The sequence below is a fragment of the Synechococcus sp. CS-1328 genome (genome assembly GCF_025128095.1).
GTDB lineage: Bacteria > Cyanobacteriota > Cyanobacteriia > PCC-6307 > Cyanobiaceae > CBW1002.
In genome coordinates, this window is record NZ_JAHLYT010000038.1 from 1 (window position 1) to 17,714 (window position 17,714).

The 17,714-nt window shown below is 64.5% G+C and carries 19 protein-coding genes; 14 read left to right on the plus strand and 5 right to left on the minus strand.

The features are described from left to right. Positions 1-771: EAL domain-containing protein (locus KQ310_RS06380; RefSeq protein WP_259720934.1), on the plus strand; the 771-nt coding region annotated here is incomplete at its 5' end. A 38-nt stretch (positions 772-809) separates the two neighbouring features. Here the strand turns inward: KQ310_RS06380 and KQ310_RS06385 are convergent. The 3 genes from KQ310_RS06385 to KQ310_RS06395 all read right to left on the minus strand — a co-directional run bounded on the left by KQ310_RS06385 (position 810) and on the right by KQ310_RS06395 (position 3,931). Then, a complete protein-coding gene (locus KQ310_RS06385) occupies positions 810-1,145 on the minus strand; it encodes a hypothetical protein (RefSeq protein ID WP_259720935.1) in 336 nt (111 codons plus the stop codon). 249 nt (positions 1,146-1,394) lie between these two features. After that, on the minus strand, positions 1,395-2,144 hold the full coding sequence (locus tag KQ310_RS06390; protein WP_259720936.1) for a hypothetical protein: 750 nt from the start codon (positions 2,142-2,144) through the stop codon (positions 1,395-1,397). 14 nt (positions 2,145-2,158) lie between these two features. Beyond that, on the minus strand, positions 2,159-3,931 hold the full coding sequence (locus KQ310_RS06395) for a VWA domain-containing protein (protein ID WP_259720937.1): 1,773 nt from the start codon (positions 3,929-3,931) through the stop codon (positions 2,159-2,161). A 194-nt stretch (positions 3,932-4,125) separates the two neighbouring features. Between KQ310_RS06395 and KQ310_RS06400 the strand changes: the two genes are divergently transcribed. The 11 genes from KQ310_RS06400 to KQ310_RS06450 all read left to right on the plus strand — a co-directional run bounded on the left by KQ310_RS06400 (position 4,126) and on the right by KQ310_RS06450 (position 15,161). After that, on the plus strand, positions 4,126-5,139 hold the full coding sequence (locus tag KQ310_RS06400; RefSeq protein WP_259720938.1) for a substrate-binding domain-containing protein: 1,014 nt from the start codon (positions 4,126-4,128) through the stop codon (positions 5,137-5,139). Then, a complete protein-coding gene (locus KQ310_RS06405; protein ID WP_259720939.1) occupies positions 5,136-6,503 on the plus strand; it encodes a hypothetical protein in 1,368 nt (455 codons plus the stop codon). The genes KQ310_RS06400 and KQ310_RS06405 overlap by 4 nt, the downstream gene beginning before the upstream one ends. 101 nt (positions 6,504-6,604) lie before the next feature. Continuing rightward, a complete protein-coding gene (locus tag KQ310_RS06410) occupies positions 6,605-7,684 on the plus strand; it encodes a fatty acid desaturase (RefSeq protein WP_259720940.1) in 1,080 nt (359 codons plus the stop codon). A gap of 118 nt (positions 7,685-7,802) precedes the next feature. Next, the gene (locus tag KQ310_RS06415) at positions 7,803-10,592 is read left to right on the plus strand and encodes a diguanylate cyclase domain-containing protein (protein ID WP_259720941.1); all 2,790 of its coding nucleotides are present in this window, start codon (positions 7,803-7,805) and stop codon (positions 10,590-10,592) included. Positions 10,593-10,809: 217 nt separating this feature from the next. Then, positions 10,810-12,117 carry a GGDEF domain-containing protein gene (locus KQ310_RS06420; RefSeq protein ID WP_259720942.1) on the plus strand — a complete coding sequence of 436 codons (1,308 nt, stop codon included), beginning with the start codon at positions 10,810-10,812 and terminating at the stop codon, positions 12,115-12,117. Continuing rightward, positions 12,012-12,752 (plus strand): YkgJ family cysteine cluster protein, encoded by a 741-nt coding sequence (locus tag KQ310_RS06425; RefSeq protein WP_259720943.1) that lies wholly within the window; start codon positions 12,012-12,014, stop codon positions 12,750-12,752. The genes KQ310_RS06420 and KQ310_RS06425 overlap by 106 nt, the downstream gene beginning before the upstream one ends. A gap of 80 nt (positions 12,753-12,832) precedes the next feature. After that, positions 12,833-13,120, plus strand: a complete 288-nt coding sequence (locus KQ310_RS06430; protein WP_259720944.1) for a hypothetical protein — start codon at positions 12,833-12,835, stop codon at positions 13,118-13,120. A gap of 146 nt (positions 13,121-13,266) precedes the next feature. Beyond that, positions 13,267-13,545 carry a DUF1778 domain-containing protein gene (locus tag KQ310_RS06435; protein ID WP_259720945.1) on the plus strand — a complete coding sequence of 93 codons (279 nt, stop codon included), beginning with the start codon at positions 13,267-13,269 and terminating at the stop codon, positions 13,543-13,545. 38 nt (positions 13,546-13,583) lie between these two features. Continuing rightward, entirely contained in the window at positions 13,584-14,042 is a 459-nt protein-coding gene (locus KQ310_RS06440) for a GNAT family N-acetyltransferase (protein WP_259720946.1), read from the plus strand. Between the two features lie 373 nt (positions 14,043-14,415). Next, complete coding sequence (locus tag KQ310_RS06445; protein WP_259720947.1) at positions 14,416-15,030, plus strand: transposase; 615 nt, start codon at positions 14,416-14,418, stop codon at positions 15,028-15,030. Then, positions 15,024-15,161, plus strand: coding sequence for a hypothetical protein (locus KQ310_RS06450; protein ID WP_259720948.1), 138 nt, complete (start codon positions 15,024-15,026; stop codon positions 15,159-15,161). The genes KQ310_RS06445 and KQ310_RS06450 overlap by 7 nt, the downstream gene beginning before the upstream one ends. Before the next feature lie 55 nt (positions 15,162-15,216). Here the strand turns inward: KQ310_RS06450 and KQ310_RS06455 are convergent, their stop codons facing one another. Both KQ310_RS06455 and KQ310_RS06460 read right to left on the minus strand, forming a co-directional pair. Then, positions 15,217-16,248 (minus strand): magnesium transporter CorA family protein, encoded by a 1,032-nt coding sequence (locus tag KQ310_RS06455; protein WP_259720949.1) that lies wholly within the window; start codon positions 16,246-16,248, stop codon positions 15,217-15,219. 123 nt (positions 16,249-16,371) lie between these two features. Further along, the gene (locus tag KQ310_RS06460) at positions 16,372-16,623 is read right to left on the minus strand and encodes a hypothetical protein (protein WP_259720950.1); all 252 of its coding nucleotides are present in this window, start codon (positions 16,621-16,623) and stop codon (positions 16,372-16,374) included. A gap of 261 nt (positions 16,624-16,884) precedes the next feature. Between KQ310_RS06460 and KQ310_RS06465 the strand changes: the two genes are divergently transcribed. Together KQ310_RS06465 and KQ310_RS06470 are read left to right on the plus strand one after the other, a co-directional pair. Continuing rightward, complete coding sequence (locus KQ310_RS06465; RefSeq protein ID WP_259720951.1) at positions 16,885-17,037, plus strand: hypothetical protein; 153 nt, start codon at positions 16,885-16,887, stop codon at positions 17,035-17,037. Positions 17,038-17,167: 130 nt separating this feature from the next. Then, the gene (locus KQ310_RS06470; RefSeq protein ID WP_259720952.1) at positions 17,168-17,485 is read left to right on the plus strand and encodes a transposase family protein; all 318 of its coding nucleotides are present in this window, start codon (positions 17,168-17,170) and stop codon (positions 17,483-17,485) included. The last annotated feature ends 229 nt before the right edge of the window (positions 17,486-17,714 follow it).

The following is a 17,714-nucleotide window of genomic DNA, read 5'->3' on the forward strand; positions in this document are numbered from 1 at the left end:
CGGCGCCTGCTGCGCCGCGCGCTGGCAGTGGCGATCGCCACAGAGTCGTTTGAGCTGTATTACCAACCGATCGTGGCGGCGACAGAACAAACGCTCTGGGGGGTGGAGGCGCTGCTGCGCTGGCACCGCGATGGGCAGGTCGTGAATGCGAACGACTTCATCGAGTTCGCCGAGCAGAGCGGTCTGATCCGCGCGCTCGGCCCCCTCACCCTGCGCCTGCTGCGGGCTGATCTGGAGCGCCTCAGCGCCAGCGGCCGCAGCGATCTGTCGGTGAGCCTGAACATGTCGGTGAAGCAGCTGGAAGATCCCCAGCTCTCCTCCCTGCTGCAGAGCTGGCCCGCGGTCCACGGCCTCAAGGGCCTTGTGGTGGAAGTGGTGGAATCGATCCTGCTGCCAGACAACAGCGCTGCCTTGAAGGTGGTGCATGGCTTGATCGATCACGGCGCCGCCATTTCGATCGACGACTACGGCACCGGCTATTCCAACCTCAGGTTGCTCAAGACCCTCGAGCCCGCCTTCATCAAGCTGGACCGCTCCCTGCTGCTGCTCAGCCTTGAGGATGATCGCGGCAAGCAGTTACTGCGATCCGCCATCGAAATGGCCCATGGACTTGGCGCCGCCGTGGTGGTGGAAGGCATCAGCGACCCGGGCATGGCCACCTACTGCCAGGAGCTGGGGGCGGATTACCTGCAGGGCTTCGCGATCGCCAGGCCGATGCCCCTGCCGGATCTGCTGCGCTGGTTGGAGTCACCCACTGAGCCGTCGGCCTAGGCCCAGCCGGTCAATCGGGCCCAGCCGGTGCACCGGTCTCAGCCGCGCCGGGCAGCGCAGGCATCCTTCACCAGCTGTCTTTCGAAATCAACCTGAGGAGCCTGCCAGCCCCTCCAGACGCCGTTGGCGCCGGCCACGTTGATCTTGCCCACCTGGCAGTTCACCGACAGATGGATGGTCTGCCCCTTGGGATTGAGGGTGGGCGCCACCACACTGCCCGCCATCGCTGTCCAGCTGGACCAGTCGACCCGCAGGGGGCCGTAGAGGCGCCACTCCGGCTTGCGGGCCCCAGGGCCGGGCAGCGCCGCACTGGACGCGGCGGGCTGCGTCTTTGGGCGGGAGCCGGCGGGCTGCACCACCAGGGGCACCGGCACCGGGGCGGCCTTGGCTGCAGAAAGGCCCTCGGCTGCGGAGACGGCCGCCAGGGCCAGGCTGAGTGCCCAGAACCCGATCCCGCTCCTGCTCCCGCACCTGAAGCCTGGCCGGAGGGTTGGCAGCAACGGCGGCATCACGGAAACACGGCAGGCGGCGGCATCGACGCCAGGGTGAGCCCCGCAGGCCGCCGCGTCAATCGGCAAGTGGCAGGCGCACCGCTCGCGGTCGAATCCTGAGGGCGATCCGGTTCAGCGGGAGCCTTCGTCGAGCAGGCGTTCGATCTGATCGAGGGCCGCATCGAGGGGATTCAGGGCCTCGGCCATCGCCGCGTCGGTGGCCTGGCTAGAGGGCCACTGGCGATCCACCTGGCGGCGCAGATGGCGCAGGCCTCCATCGATCTGCTCGAGCCGGGTGGAGAGGGCGACCAGGCGGGCTTCGCGCTCGTCCATGCCCTGTTCGGCCGCCTCCAGGTTGCGGCGCAGCTGCTCCACCAGCCGTTGGCGCTCCAGCCGCAGGGGGCCGGCCTCCTCGCGGCGCAGGGCTGTCTCCTCCTGCTTGAGGCGCCGCTGCAGGTCTTCGGCGCTGAGCAGCACGCCCCCACCGGATTCGAGCAGGGGACGGCGCTGCTCGATCCGCTCCGGCAGGCTCTGCAGCCGCTCGCAGCAGAGCTGAACCAGGCCCAGGGCCTCCAGGTGGGCCGCATCCTGAAAGCGCGCCATCGCCTCGCCACCCACCAGCGCCGCCTGCCCCGCCAGCTCCTGGCAGCGTGCCAGCGCCGCATCGATGCGCAGCCGCAGGCGGGCATCCAGCAGGCGGCTGCCGCGATGGCGCCGCCGATGCCGCAGCGTGGCCAGGCCCCAGCCGAGCAGGGCCGCCACCGCCAGGGCCGGTGCCAGGGGCAGAACGCCGAGCCGCACCAGCAGCACCAGCGCCACCGCGGCGATGGCCACGGCCGCGGGATCGTCGAGGGGATTGGCCAGGGGAGCAGGGCGGGTCACGGGGTCATCCAGGCTCAGAAGGCCATCTGCAGATCCTCCATCCGGCGCAGGATGCTCTCGGGATTGCCCTGGCTGAACTCGCCGCCGTTGCTCTCGGCGATCTGCCGCAGCACGTCGGCGTCGAAGTCGCCGGTGTTGCCATAGCCGATCGTGAACACACCGATGCGCTCGTCGCCGCCGAAACCGCTGCGCTTCAGCTCGGCCTTGAGGGCCTCGAGGCCGAGCTGCGAGCCCTGATCACGCCCATCGGTGAGCACCACCACCGCCAGGATCTCACCGGGCTGTCGGCTGCGGCGCAGCCAGTCGCGGGCACCGGACACAGCATCGTGCAGGCGGGTGCCGCCATCGGCCACCAGCCCCGCCACGAAGGCCTGGCCCTTGGCGGCATCCGCCGGACCGCCGCGGATCACCACCGGCTCCGGCAGGCGATTGTCGAAGTCGAACAGCCCCACGGTGTCGCGCGGGCCGATGGCGGCCAGGTAGGCCTGCAGGCTGCGCTGGGCGGAGGGCAGTTTCTCGCCGCTCATCGAGCCGGAGCTGTCCACCACCAGGGCCACCCGCGAGGGCTTCTTGACCAGATCCCGCCAGGTGCGGATCATCGCCTCCACCACCGCCGGGCGCGGCGCCCGCAGGGAGTCGTAGACCGCCCGCGGATCGGCGCCATAGGCCGCCACCACCCGGGAGGCCGGCACGGCCGGATTGGCGGGACGCAACCCCTGATCCGCCGCCAGCTTCTGGATCTCCGGGCTCTGGAGCCGCTCGATCAGCAGCTCCGCCGCCGCCTTCTCCTGGGGCGAGACCCAGGGGGCGTTCGGCAGGATCGCCCGCATGGTGCTGGCGTAGGTGGCCGCCGGGTAGACGGCCTGCAGCACCTCCTCGCTGCCGCTGCGGCGGCTGTTCACCCCCACCACCGACGACTCATAGACCGAGGCCACCGACGCCCAGAAGGGGCCGTTGCGCTGCATCGCCCGGGCCAGGCCATCGGTGGAGCTGCCGTAGCGGGTGATGTGCCGCTCAATCGCCGCCACATCAGGAGCGTGGCGGCTCACATCGGCCAGGGTGAGGGCTTCAGGGGGCTTGCCGGCCACCTCCGCGAACATCGCCACCAGGGTCTGCAGGCCGGAATTGGAGCGGGTCGGCGCCGTGTGCACGAAGCGGATCAGCTGCGACGGCACCGCCGGATCCAGCTGGCGGTGGTCGCTGCTGCGGGCCAGGGCCTGGTAGGGATCGGAGCGCTGCAGTCCCTTGGCCAGGGCCGGGGTGGTCATGAACACCATCGGACTGCTGGCCAGGGCCGGGGCATCGGCCGGAGCCGGAATCAGATCGCGGCTGGGGGCCAGCTGCTGCAGCCGGTAGCGCAGCAGCTCCTGGTAGATCTCGCCATCCACCGAGAGCAGCACCGGGATCGACGGGTCGTCGGCCGGGGCGCCGCCCTGCAGCACCGCCCGGGCATGGCGCTCCATCTCACTCACCACATCACCGCTGCCGGTGGCGCGGCAACGCAGCTGCACCCGGGTGCCGTCGTCGAGCCGGGGCGGCTGGCGGGCGATGGCGGCGGCGGCCTGCTCGCAGAAGCCGCCCAGGGCGCTGCCCACCAGCATCGGGATGGCGATCTCCTGCCCCGGCCCGCTGCCGCAGCCCGCCAGGGGGGCCAGCAGCAGCAGGGCGGCAGCGAAGCGGTGGCAGCGGGCCGTGATGCCTGGTGCCGTGCCGCGAAGGATCAGGCCGCGAAGGATCGGGCTGCGAAGAGTTGTGCTGCGAAGGCCTGTGCTGCGGGGTGACGGCACGCTGAGAACCAGCCTGGAACAGCGCATCGAATCCCGGCCCGTTGCCCCTCATTCTGCTGCGGAATGCTGCTGCGGGATACAGCGACGGCAGCCTGCGCGGACGACCCGCAGCGGTAACCCTCCATGCCGCTGGCCCCCATGCAGCAGCACAGCTGAATTCGCTGCAGACTGACTGAGCATCTCCGGATCACCCGGTGAGTCGTCTGAGCCGACGCCGCTTCCTCTCCCTGGGCATCGGCGCTGCCGCGGTGCTGCTGGCTGCCGCCCCGGTGCCGGGCCTGCGGCGCCCCTTGCTGGTGGTGGTGGGCTCGGAGCTGGAGGCCTCGCTGCGGCAGATCGAACCGCTGTTCGAGACACGCCATGGCGACATCGACCTGCGCTGGCGGGTGATGGGCGCCCAGGACATGATCAACGCCAGCATCGATGGCGGCCCGGAGCGCCCACGGGTGCTGATCCCCTCGAACCGCGACCAGCTCGAGAGCTATGCCGGGGCGGTGCAGGCCCGGGGCGAAGGGCCGGCCTTCCGCGGCAGCCCGCAGCCGATCGCCCGCACGCTGCTGGTGGCGGTGGCCTGGCCGGAGCGGGCCCAGCGGCTGTTCCCCGATGGCCGGTTCTCCTGGGAGCGGTTGCGGGCTGCCGCGCGGGCCGGTCGCTGGCAGGCGATCGGCGGCCCGCCCGCCTGGGGCAGCATCGATCTGCGCATGACCGATCCGCTCCGCTCCAACTCGGGCCAGCTCAGCCTGGCGCTCTGGGCCCGCGACCAACCGGGCAGTGAGGCAGTGGCGCTGCTGAAGCGGGCCGTCTACCGGCCGGCGCGCTCCACCGACATCCTGCTGAGCGAGTTCGTCAGTGGCGGGCCCAACCAGGGGGATCTCGCCTTTGTGTATGAGGCCCCGGCCCTGCAGCGCCAGGGCGAAGCCGAGGGGCGCTGGCCGGGGGGCTACCGGATGCTGATCCCCGATCCCACCATGGAAACGGTGCTGGCCGCAGGCGTGCGCCGGGGCGAAGGCCAGGGGCGGGAAGCCGACGGCAGCCGCTTCGTGGCGTTCCTCCTGGGCGCGGAGGGCCGCGCCGTGCTGAACCGCCATGGCTTCCGGGATGCAGCCGGCCAGGGCGGCAGCCCCGCCGGCGATCGGGTGCGCCGCCTGCCGCCCCCCGCCCCTGAAGCCCTCGAAGACCTGCTGCGCCAGTGGCAAAGCGTTCCATGACCAGCCTCCCCTCCAGCACCACTGCGACCACTGCTGCGGCCACCACGGCGCCCACCCTGCGGATCGCCTTCTTCGGGCTGGGGGCGGTGGGATCCTCCCTGCTGATCTGCCTGGCGGAGCTGGCCGAGCGGGACGGCGTGGACCTGGAGTTCGTGGTGGTGGTGCTGAACACGGAACTGGCCCGGGATGCGCTCTTCCACGCCGAGCGCCTGTTCGATCGGATCGACTTCCTGGAGGTGAGCGATTTCGCGCCGGTCTTTGCCCTGGCAGACGACCACGCCGCCCGCCTCGCCGGCATCGACCTGCTGGTCAACGCCGCCAACCCGATCTTCAACCGGCCGATGCTGGAGCTGGGCCTGCGGCTGGGCGCCCACACGGTGGATCTGGCCTCGGACATGTACGACGCCGAGACCGAGCGCAGCCTCACCTTTGCGCAATATGGGCTGGATCACGACTTCCGCGCCGCCAACCGGGCCGCCCTGATCAATCTGGGCATCTCGCCGGGGGTGACCAACTTCCTGATCGGCCTGCGCCTGCACGAACTGCGCTCCGCCCGGCGCCGGGATCTACGGATCGAAAGCGTGGATCTCTATCTGCTCGAAGACATCGACGCCGACGAGATCATCTTCTCCTGGTCGCCGCTGGTGGCCCTGGAGGAACTGGCGGCCCGGCCTCGCCTGCTGCGGGACGGGCGCCTGCAGGTGCTGGAGCCGTTCAGCGCCGCGCGCGAGCACAGCTTTCCGCATGAGGTGACAGCCACCCGGCAGTACCCGCTCTATCAGGAGGAATTGCTGTCGCTGCATCGCTCCTTCCCCGAGATCGACTCGATCGGCATCTACACCGGTGGATCGGAAGTGGAGCTGGTCAAGGCCCTGTTCAAGCTGAATCTGCTGTCAAAACGCACGCTGCCGCAGCAGAGCGAACTCACCGTGGAAGCGATGGTGCGCGCCATCCTGCCGGGCATGAACAAACCGCGGCGGATCGAGGATTATCTGCGCGAGGGGGTGATTCGCCGGGCCCATTTCGCCGCCTCCGCCGAAATCCGCTACACAGAAAACGTGCGCAACGATCGCCAGAGCACGATCGAAACCGTGGGGGTGAGCTATCTCCGCTACCGCGGCCTGCTCAACAGCCCCTATGCCGGCGCCACCTACATCTCCTATCCCACCGCCGTGGGGGCCGCGATCCTCACCTGGCATGCCCTGGCCTTCCTGCGCGAAGACGGCGGCGAGCTCTGCGGCGTGCTCACCGGCGAAGACCTGGCCGAGCGGCTGCCCCGCCCCCGCGCCGACGCGATCCGCCGCGATCTGGTGGCCTGGGACATCGACCTGTTCGAAAGTGTGCGCGACGCCACACCGGTCTGAGCCAAGGCGCACCCCACTGACGCGGCCTTGAAAACCTGGATAGACTGATGAATCAGACTTTTCGGTAAGAACGCTTGACCCATGGCTCCGCGACGGCTCCCGTGCTGACGTCCCCCCTGCCGCCAGCGCAGACGCCGCCGGCCAAGCCAAGCGCACACGCCACGGGCATCACCAGGGCCGACTTCGAGCTCAAGCCCTTCACGACGCCCTCCAACTGGATCGCCAGCTGGCAGATCCTCAACACCCTGGTTCCATTCGGCCTGCTCTGGTGGGTGGCGGTGTGGAGCCTGCACCAGGCGCCGCTGCTGCTGCTGCCGGTGATCGCCCTGATGGTGCTGTTTCTGGCCCGCTGCTTCTCGCTGATGCACGACTGCGGCCACAACGCCCTGTTCCGCAGCCGCCGGGTGAACCGCGCCGTTGGCTTCCTGTTCGGCATCGTCTGCGGCATCCCGCAGCTGCCCTGGTCGCGCGGCCATGCCTTTCACCACCGGCACAACGGCAACTGGGAGCGCTATCAGGGGCCGTCGGCCCTGATCACCACCCAGGCCTACAGCGCGCTCAGCCCGGTGCAGCAGCGCTGGTATGGCCGGATTCGCCACCCGCTGATGCTGTTTCCCGGCGGTTTCTTCTATCTGGTGATCAAGCCCCGGGTGGCCATGCTGCTGGGCCTGGTGGATCTGGCCCGTCAGGGGTCGACCCGGCACTGGCACAGCCCCGAGGAATTCCGCGATCTGGCCCTCAACAACCTGGCAGTGGTTTGCCTGTGGATCGGCATGGGCTGGTGGATCGGCGCCGGGCCCTTCTGGCTGATCTATTCACCGGTGATGGCCTGCGCCGCCGCCATCTTCATCTGCATCTTCTTCGTGCAGCACAACTTCCCGGGCTCCTATGCCCATGTCACCGAGGGCTGGAGCGAAATGGCCGGCTCCCTCGAAGGCACCAGCGACCTGGAGCTGCCGGCCCTCTTCAACTGGTTCTCGGCAGACATCGGCTGCCACGCCATCCACCACCTCAGCTCCGCCATCCCCAACTACCGGCTGCGGGCCTGCCAGCAACGCAATCAGCACCTGCTCAGCGGCGTCAAGCGCCTGCGGCTGGGCGATATCCCCACCTGCTTCGACTACATCCTCTGGGATCCGGCTGCTGAGCGATTGGCCACCCTGCCCGCCCCTGCCCAGTGAAGCCACGGCGCAGCCCCGTGATTGTGACAGCCCGATGCAGACCACGATCCGCAGCCACGATGCGTCCTCAGCGGTAGCAGAGTGACCCCATAGACAATCCTTCGGTTCCCGCTGGGCCATGGGGCAAGGCAGTTCGGAACCACCCTCAGGCGCTGCAGGCCACCGACGCAAGCGATGGATCCTGGCACTGGCGCTGGCGACCCTCTTCACGGTCGATCTGATCCTGCCGCGCAACTTCCCGCTGCTGCCCTACTACTTCGTGGTGGTGGTGCTCTCGGCCAGTTTCGCCACGCCGCGCCAGATGGCTCCCCTGATCGCGGAGGCCTACGTGCTGGCGATCGCCTCGGGCCTTTACTGGGGCTTCTTCCCCTCGCTCGAATTCGGCACCCGGCTGCTGGGCCTCTCGGGCGTGGTGCTGGTGGCGGTGAGGCTCTCGGCCCAGCGCTGCCAGATGGTGACCAAGCTGCATCGCAGCGAGGAGACCCTGCGCCTCACCCTCGACAATGCCTCCCTCGGCATCGCCCTGGCCAGTGCCGACGGACGGCTGACTCGGGTGAATCCCGCGCTGTGCCAGATCTTCGGTCGCGATGCCGACACGCTGCTGAGCCTCACCTGGAGAGAGCTCTCCCATCCAGACGACTCCAAGCTGGAGCTCCCTCTGTTCGAGGAGCTGGTCGCCAATCGGCGCAGCAGCTATCGACTCAGGAAGCAGTTTCTGCGGGGCGACGGCACAGCCGCCTGGATCGATCTGAGCGTGTCCTGTGTCCGCCAGAGCGATGGAGGCGTGGACTTCTTCATCGGCGAGGTGGTCGACATCAACCTGCAGGTCGCAGCTGAGCAGGCCAAGGCTCACTCCGAAAAACAGATGCGCCTCAGCATCGGGGCGGCCAGGGTGGGAGTGGCGATCTGCACCCCTGGAACCGGACAGTTCCTGATGTTGAGTCCACCGCTCTGCAAGCTGCTGGGCCAGGACGCAGCCACCTTGCAGTCCAAAGGCTTTCTCGAGGCTCTTCGGATTCTTGAGCCAACCGTGAGCGAGGGCTCTGAGACGACGGAGGCTCAGGCCATCGATCCCATCGAAGAGGTGGCCGCCGTGTTGGCCGAGGAACAGAACCTCTGCCAGATGCGCCTGCGCCTGAAGCGACTCGATGGCTCTGTGATCTGGGGAGATCTGCAGGTGAGCAACCTGCGGGACTCCGAGGGAACGGCGCAGGAGGTGATGGTGGAGCTGATCGACATCTCCGAGCTCGTGGCCAAGACCGACTACCTCCAGGCCGCTGCCTCCGCCGGAGTGGTGGGCATCTGGGACTGGGACGTGCCCAGAAACATCCTCCATTACGACCCGGTGATGTTCCGGCTCTATGGCCGCGACCCCAGCCAGTTTTCCGGCGCCTATGAAGCCTGGGCCGAAGCGCTTCATCCGCAGGACAAGGCCGCCACGGAGGCAGCGATCCAATCAGCCCTGCGTGGGGAGTCTGTCTATGCACCCCGCTTTCGGGTGGTGTGGCCCGATGGCTCCGTCCACCACATCCAGGCGGCCTCCCACACCAGCTTCGATCGGCAGGGGCGGCCACTGCGGATGGTGGGCGTGAACTACGAGGTAACGGAGCTGGTGCAGGCGCAGGAGTCGCTGAATGCCGAGCGACTGCGCCTCCGCACCACCCTCGATTCCCTGCTCGACCCCCATCTCATGCTCGGGCCGGTGCTGAACGCAGACGGCCAGATCACCGATCTCCGCATCCTCCAGGCCAACCCTGCCGCTGCGGCCTACAACCAGATGCCGGTGGATAGGTTCACGGGAGCCACGATCAGGGAATTCTGGCCCGCGCATGTCACGAGCGGGCTGTTCGATCGCTTCCTCGAGGTGCTGGCCAGCGGCCAGCCTCTGCTGCTGGACGATTTTGTTATGTACCACGACATCAAAGCCCAATCGCGCCATTTCGACATCCGCGCCGTGAAGGTGGATGGCGACCTCAGCATCACCTGGCGCGATGTGAGCGAGAAAGCCCAGGCCATGGCGCGGCTGGCCGCCTCCGAGCAGCAGTTCCGCCTGCTGGCCAAGAACGCCACAGACGTGGTGGTGCATCTGGCCGTCGATGACACGGTGCTCTGGGTCTCGCCGTCGCTGCAGCCGGTGCTGGGCTGGCAGCCCGCCGCCTGGATCGGCCATCCAATCGGGGAGCTCGTCGAGGGCTTTGTTGACCGCCCCTGCCGCCCGCAGGCCAACCAGGGAAAGGATGGACCATGCCTGATCAGACGGGATCGGGTCTGCAGCCGGGATGGCAGCCCCCACTGGATCGAAAGCCACTGGAGCCCCTTCCTCAACGACGCCGGAGAAGCAGACGGCCAAGTGTGCACCTTCCGGATCATCGATCTGGAGGTGTCCGCCGAGCGGGAGCTGGAACGCCGCGCCGCCACCGACAGCCTCACCGCCCTGCTCAACCGCGAGGAGATGTTCGGCCAGATCAAGCGTCTCACCGCTCAGCAGCTACGCAAGGGCCAGGAACTGGCGGTGCTGTTCTGCGATCTTGATCACTTCAAGGCCGTGAACGACACCTACGGGCACAACGCCGGCGATGCCGTACTGCAGGCGATGGCGGCGCGGGTGCGCTCCTGCCTGCGGTCGTCTGATCTGGCGGCCCGCATCGGCGGCGACGAGCTGTTGGTGGTGCTGCCGGGGGTGCAGGGGATCGACGATGCGATCTCCATCGCCGAGAAACTGCGGCAGCTGGCCAGCCAACCAGTGCCGATCAGCGACGGCGAGGTGATCATCACCATCAGTGTGGGTGTAGCCCTGGCCCAAAGCGGTGAATCGCTCGATGCCCTGATCGCCCGCGCCGATTCCGCCATGTACGACGCCAAGCAGAACGGCCGTGATCAGGTGGTGGCGATCACCGCCGAGGCCTGAAGCCCCGATCTACGGCATCCTCAGCAGCGATACCAACCCGCCGCTGTCCGGCGAATCCTTTCGATGGCCCCAGCTACCAACCGGAAGCGGCCATCGATGGCTGGAAGCAGCTGCTGGCCTGGTTCCGGGCCAATGGGGTGGGCTGAGGCCAGATCAGCATGTCGATGCGTCAACAAGCCAGGAGTAAACTAGGCACAATGAGCACAGGCTTTTAGCCATGGATTCCTTCCACTGGGATCGGCACTTTGTCACCGGTCTGCGCGAAGTCGACGGCCAGCACCATCGCCTGGTCGACATCATCAACCGACTGGGCAACCTGCTGGCCAGCAACCAGATGAACACAGCAGATATTGATCGCCTTTACAATCAACTGGCCGAGTATGCCGTCTACCATTTCCAAGAAGAGGAACGCCTGATGGCCGAGGTCGAGCTGGACCCTCGCCACTTGAGCTCACACATGGAAGCACACAAGGGATTTCTCGACCAGGCAACGTCCATCTATTCCAATATCTCTCCAGCCGGAATTTCTCCAAGCGGAATTCCTGCAAGCAAAATCCGTCCAGGAAACGCCCCTTCCAGCGACCTGTCTCCACACAACCTCGCGCAGGCCAACTCGTTTCTGCAGTTCCTCACCCACTGGCTTGCCTATCATATTCTTGGCAAGGATCAAGATATGGCTAAGCAGATCAGAGCCATCCAATCCGGCCTGAGCCCACGCGAGGCCTACGACAGGTTGGAGCAGGAACGAGCGAGTGAAACGCAACCCTTGCTCGAGGCACTGGATGGCTTGTTCAAAGAGGTTTCAACCCAGAACAAGCAACTCAAGCGTCTGAACGAATCACTCGAAGAGAAAGTTGCCCTGCGCACCCAGGAGCTCTCTGAAGCCAACAAGAGTCTTGAGGCATTGTCGCTAACCGATGTCTTAACCGGTCTCCCGAATCGCCGCCATGCCATGCGGCTTCTTTCCAACCTTTGGGACAAGGCCGAACAAGACGATGCACCGCTGGTTGGCATGATGCTTGACGCGGATCACTTCAAGGAAGTCAATGACACCTATGGCCATGATGCCGGAGACCTGGTGCTGATCGATCTGGCCAGAACCCTGAAAGAATCCCTGCGCAATGATGATACCGTCTGCCGCCTCGGCGGCGACGAGTTTTTCATCATCTGCCCCAATACAGACAACAACGGTGGCCTACAGATCGCCGAAGCAACCCGTAAGGCCATCTCGGAACTACGCGTGCCAACCGGCGGCGAACCGTGGCATGGCAGCATCAGCATTGGCGTCGCCTCACGGCAGCCAGAGATGACGTCCTATCAGGACCTGATCAAGCAGGCCGATCAAGGCGTCTACAACGCCAAGGAAGCCGGCAAGAATTGCGTTCGATCAGCAGGCTGGTTCCAGAGGCTGAATCCAGCATGGCAGACCCGCCAGAGTCCAATGCCCAGTCCGATGTCGCCAGCGAGCTTTGCACGGCTTGCGGCCTCTGCTGCAGTGGCGCCTTTTTCTACCGTGTCGTTGTAACCGCAGCAGAGTCGCTCCGTCTGGCAGAGCTGTCGGTGCCGACGCACACCTACAGAGCCAACGAGTTCCGCATGCTGGAACCGTGCAGCGCTCTTGTGGATTGCACCTGCACGATCTACAACCACAGACCTCAGGACTGCAGGGATTTTGACTGCCGCTTGCTCAGCGCGGCACTGTCACAGGCGGTTTCCATCGACAGAGCCTTGGAGATCATTGGCACTGCCAAGAGCCTGATCGCATCGTTAACCCCAAAAATCTCTTCCGCCCTGCCAGCCAATCAGCAGGAGAGCAACAATGTCTATGTTCTTCTTAGCAGGCTCTTCCACCACGTTAATGGGAGCGTCAACAAGCAAGGAGCCGGCTCGATCACAATTCAGCAACGCCACTTACTGGCCAAAGCCTGCGACTACCTCAGCCTGATTGCCAAGCACTTCAGATCACCCAGCCTGCTGGCGAAGTACAGGGCACTCATCGCCACGATCGACGCCGCCAATTCCGGATGTCGCTTGACAGCAGGCAGCCCTTCCCCCGTCACAACACCTGCCAGCGTCCAGAGCGAGCCGACCCCAGGCGGCAAAGGCGACCTGCCGCCTGGAGAGCTGCGAGCTGCTTCGCAACAGCGCGGGAAGAACTGAGCTTCAGCCGCTGGGCGCCAGCAGGCAGGCGTGCGGAGAAGCGAGGCTCAGCGGCCAGGATCTCCAGGATTCGCGCTGCCGTGTTGATGCCGCCGGCAGCGGCGATCTCCGAACCCATCTCCGAACTCCTCTCCGAACCTGACAGGGTGATGCCTTCCTGCTGCTCGATCGGCTCGGCCCTGGACCAGGCGATCGAGCAGCAGGCCATGGGCCTCCAGCAGGACGACACCACCGGCCTCGACCCGGAGACCCAGGCACCGTTTTTCGACCTCCTTCAGCAGGAGATCGCCATCGCTACTTCTACACAAACGTCTGGCTGCGTGGACCCTGGCAGTGGCTGCGCATCCTGGCGGAGAACCCGGGGCTGAGGACGCTGACTGTCAGCCTTGCCGATAGGGGTGCTGCAATCAGCCAAGACCGCCGGATAAGGACCTCTCAAAAGAATTGTCATGACATTGTCGGGCGGATGTGATAGGGTGATGTCTCATAGGAGGTAGAAGCCATGGCAGATCCCATGACACGTTCCGAAAAACTGGACTTGCGCCTCACCCCGGCAGCCAAGCAGGTTCTGCAGCAAGCGGCAGCGGCGGCACGACGCTCGGTGAGTGACTTCGTTCTGCAAAGCGCTCTTGATCGCGCCGAAGAGTCTTTGATAGACCGGCGTCATTTCGGGCTCGATGAGGCCCAATGGACAGCCTTCATGACGGCCCTCGATGCTCCGCCCCGTCAATATCCGCGCCTGAAGAAATTACTGAGTGAATCCAGCATCTTCGAAGACAACACCACTGCATGACACGGCTTTGCATCGAGAAGTTGGCGCGGCATCATGCGGTGGACGACTTCGACTGCGGACAAGAAGCCCTGAATCGCTTCCTGACGCGCTTTGCCTTCCTCAATCAGCAAGCCAACGCCGCTCAGACCTATCTCGCTCTGGCCGATCACCGCGTCATCGGCTTCTACACGCTCGTCGTCGCCGAGATCAGCCATAACGATGCACCGGATCGCCTGAGCAAAGGCCTCGCCCAGCATCCGATCCCACTGATGCTGCTGGCGCGACTGGCGGTCTCCCTGGACTGGCAGGGCAAGCGCATCGGCTCAGGCCTCCTGAAGGACGCCATGCTGCGCACGGTGCAAGCGTCAGAAATCGCGGGCATTCGCGCCATGGCAGCCCACGCCAAAGATGAAACGGCTCAAGGCTTCTACGCCCATTTTGGCTTCCTGCCGTCTCCAACAGACCCGCTGCACGTCTTCCTTCTTAGCAAAGATATTCGTAAGGCTATAGGGACTTAACGCCGCCAGTCGCCGTCCATCTCGACCTGCATGGGTGGCGCAATCGGGGGGAAGGTGACAACACACGCCATTTTCTTTTTCGTAAGCATTCAGGGGTCAGGGCAGCACGCGCCGAACTTCGTCTCTGCTGAACCCTTGACGGCGTCCTGCTTCCCGTTTGCATCTCAGTCAGAGACTGCTTGAGATGGGCGCCCCCCCCTGCTGGCATTTCCGAGGTGGACTGGTTGTCGTGGCCAGCTGGTGCCAGGAAGTTCATCCTGGATCAGCAGGGGGAGCTACGAGCGCAGAAGGAGGAGATCGAGCAGCTCCGCATCCAGCTCACCGCTCTGGCCACCGAACTGGCCCATCTGCGCGAACGGATCGGCCGGGGTGTATGCCGCCCGAGCGGCGCAAGGGCAGTGGCCGCAAGCGCGGCGGCCAGCCGGGCCATCCCGGATCTGGACCGGAGCTGCTGCCGATCGAGCGGGTGGATGAAGTTGTCGAGCACCACCCCCAGGCTTGCCGCCGTTTCGGTCAGCTGTTGGAAGGCGTGGATCCAGAGCCGCGGCGCCATCAGGTGATCGAGATTCCACCGATCACAGCCGTGGTGATCGAACACCGGCTACATCGCCTGGTCTGCCCCTGCTGTTCCACCAGCACCTGTGCCTCGTTACCGGCGGAGGTGGAAGCGAGCCATTACGGCCCCCGGCTCAGTGCTCTGGTGGCTCTGCTGGGCAGTGCCTTCCCGTTGAGTTTCAGCAAGACCCAGGCGCTGCTGGATCAGCTGCTGGGGGTGCAGTACTCCTTCGGAGAAGACTTCGTCTACAGCCGTGGAGCGATGGCCACTATCCGCCAGCGGATCTGCGCGGCGCTGGAGCAGCCCATACAGGAGGCCCTTGCGTTTGCCCGTCAGCAGTCGGTGGTCTATGTCGATGAAACCGGTGCCCCCACTGGCATGCCGACGGGGGCAACCCCGATCGCAGGCGCAGCTGGGAGTGGGTCATGGTGACCGCCTTGGGGGTGACGGTGTACCGCTTCGCGGAAACCTGTGGCTACATGCAGAGCCTGAGCCGCTCGGCTGCCGCCGCGATCGAGCTGATCGGGCCCCTGAACGGGTACTGGAGGCCTTGCTTCGCTTGAGGCGTGGGTTGGAGATGGGGCGAGGGGCGATGGAGGGGGTGTGGATGCACTCATATCAATGATGCCTGTTTCGCATTGAACCTGTTCGCTTCCTATCCAACCGACTGAGGAAGTAGTAACTTGCCATACCCAGGCAGACCATGCCAAGCATGAATCCTGGATAGGACACACGCCAGTTGTCGGCGCCTGTGATCATCGACCATTCTGACATCCCCCCAATTCCCGCAAGCAGTGTCAATGGCATGAAGATTGTAGTAATTAGTGTTAATCGCCTCACTGTGGCGTTTGTCTCATTGGCGGCTCTTGCCATGTCGTTGTTGAGCATTGACAGGTACATCTCCATCAAGCTAGTAACGATGTCTCGATATGACTCGGTTAGCTCATAAAAACGAACAAGGTGATCATAGATGTCACGATAATGATAGATTGATTGTTCCGAAATAAATCGACAATCCCTTCGGCAAATCTTGTTGAGGATTTCGCGCTCATGAAACAGGCTCTTGCGTAGCCTCAGAAGATATCGCCGAAATCTGATCAATTCTGCCGGCTTGAAGCTCGCGGGACTTGAGATAAGTGCTCCTTCCGCATCGTCTAGCTCATCTTCGATGGCCTCAATGGCAACGAACTTATGATCTACAATGTAGTCAAGAATGAAGTGCATGACGTAGGAAGGGCCTTGCCGGACTCTTTCAATGTTCTTTTCGATAATGCGCTGAATTTCACCAAGATATGGTTGCTGCATGGAACTGAGATGACTGATACTAACGAAGAACTTATCGCCGATGAACATATTGACTTCACCAACCTCCAACACGCTTTTGTGGTATTCGAAAATGTTAAAAAGAATGAAAGTACTTTCCGGAAAGTCGTCGATCTTGGGGATCTGATTGTCATCAAGACAATCTTCAATCGATAGGGGATGGAGCCCGAGCAGCTCAACGAGTCCAGAGAGTTCCTTTCGTGTTGGACCGACATAGTGCAACCAGGCATAACCATTTCCTTCCGCCGCTTCAACGGCAGACACAGCCGTCTCAAATCGCTTCGGGGGGCCGTTGTTGCAGATCTGATAAAAAAAGGAGCTGGACACGTCGCCCTGAGCGGAGGTGAACCACCAGAGTAGGATGGGAAATAAGATCACATGAAAGCCTCCTGGCAACGTTATTGCATCACGTCCATGGCGGGCAGATGTCGATGCTGCGAAACGTCTTGGTCACAGGGTGGCGGACCTGACCGTGGGGCGAACGACCATGTAGAAGATGGCGAGCTTCTGGTCTTGGAAGAGGTGCCGGTGCCGAATCGATGGATCGTGCATGTACGTCACGGCCTCGGGGTGACCGAGGATGACCCAGGCAGTTCCCCCCTCCATGGAGCCGCGATCATTTCGGTTGGCTTCATCCCAACCGCAGGCCAGCACGATCAGAGCGGGCTGCGCGATGTGATGATCATCCTCATCGCTGTGCATCAGCGCCGGCAGCGGAGGATCCAGGTCAATGGAGAATTTCGAGTGACATTCCTGATGGGCCGAAGGATTCTTCCGTCAGTTGGTGCGATTTCCTGATTCGTTCTTGTCATTCATTTGTCCAGCCCCTCGCTTCTTTCCTCCTTTCTGATTCTGCTTCTCGCTCTGGCGGTCACCCGCCTGCTGCGGAATCCCTTGGCCCATTGGGCGATCCCTGCCATCATTGCGGAATTGTTGATTGGCTTTGCTCTTGGCAACACTGTGTTGCCCTTTTCGACCATCGCTCCCCTGGCGGGCATCACCGAACTGGGGGTGCTGACGCTCTTCTTTCAGGTGGGTCTGGAGGTACGGGCCGCCCTGCTGATCGCGCGGCCCTGTTTTGCCTGGCCTGCCTTTCGGCCACAGGAACTGGGGTGACCCTGCGTCTTCTGGCCCAACGCAGAGCTCTGCAGACCCCCTCCGGCACAGGGCTGATTCAAAGTCAGTCACAGGTTCTCTTGTCGCGGCTGCGAGCATGGGTTGAGGTCGGCGGAATGGCCTCCTCCCTGTGCCCGAAAGCGTTTCTGCTGCTACCGATCTCGATCTGATCAGCTACCTCAAGGCGATCCCGGACGCCCGGATGCGGCGTGGGGTGCGGATTCCGGCCTGGTACCTGCTGCTGGTGGCGGTGCTGGGAATCCTGAGCCGCAGCCAGAGCCTGCGAGATCTGGAGCGTTTTGCCATCCGCCACCACAGCGTGTTGACCGAGGCGCTGGGCCTGCAGCTGCGGCGACACCCAGGTGACGATCTACTCCGCTGCCCTGGGCGTGGCGTACTGCTTCGCAGAAGCAGCTGCTTGGGGAGCTGGATCTGGAGGGCGTGCTGATCCAGGCGGATGCCCTGCACACCCAGAAGCCGTTTTTCGGCAACTCCAGGAGCAGGGGGCCGACTTCCTTCTGACGGTCGCCGGGTGGCCCCGGGGAACTTCCCCCCGAGGCTCCCACAGATCCGTACGTGACACTCTCGCGTCATACGGCTCCTGTTATCCCAACATTGCTGCCACAAGTGATGCCAATGGCTCAACTCGTTAATAGCAGCGCGTTGTTCTCTGAACC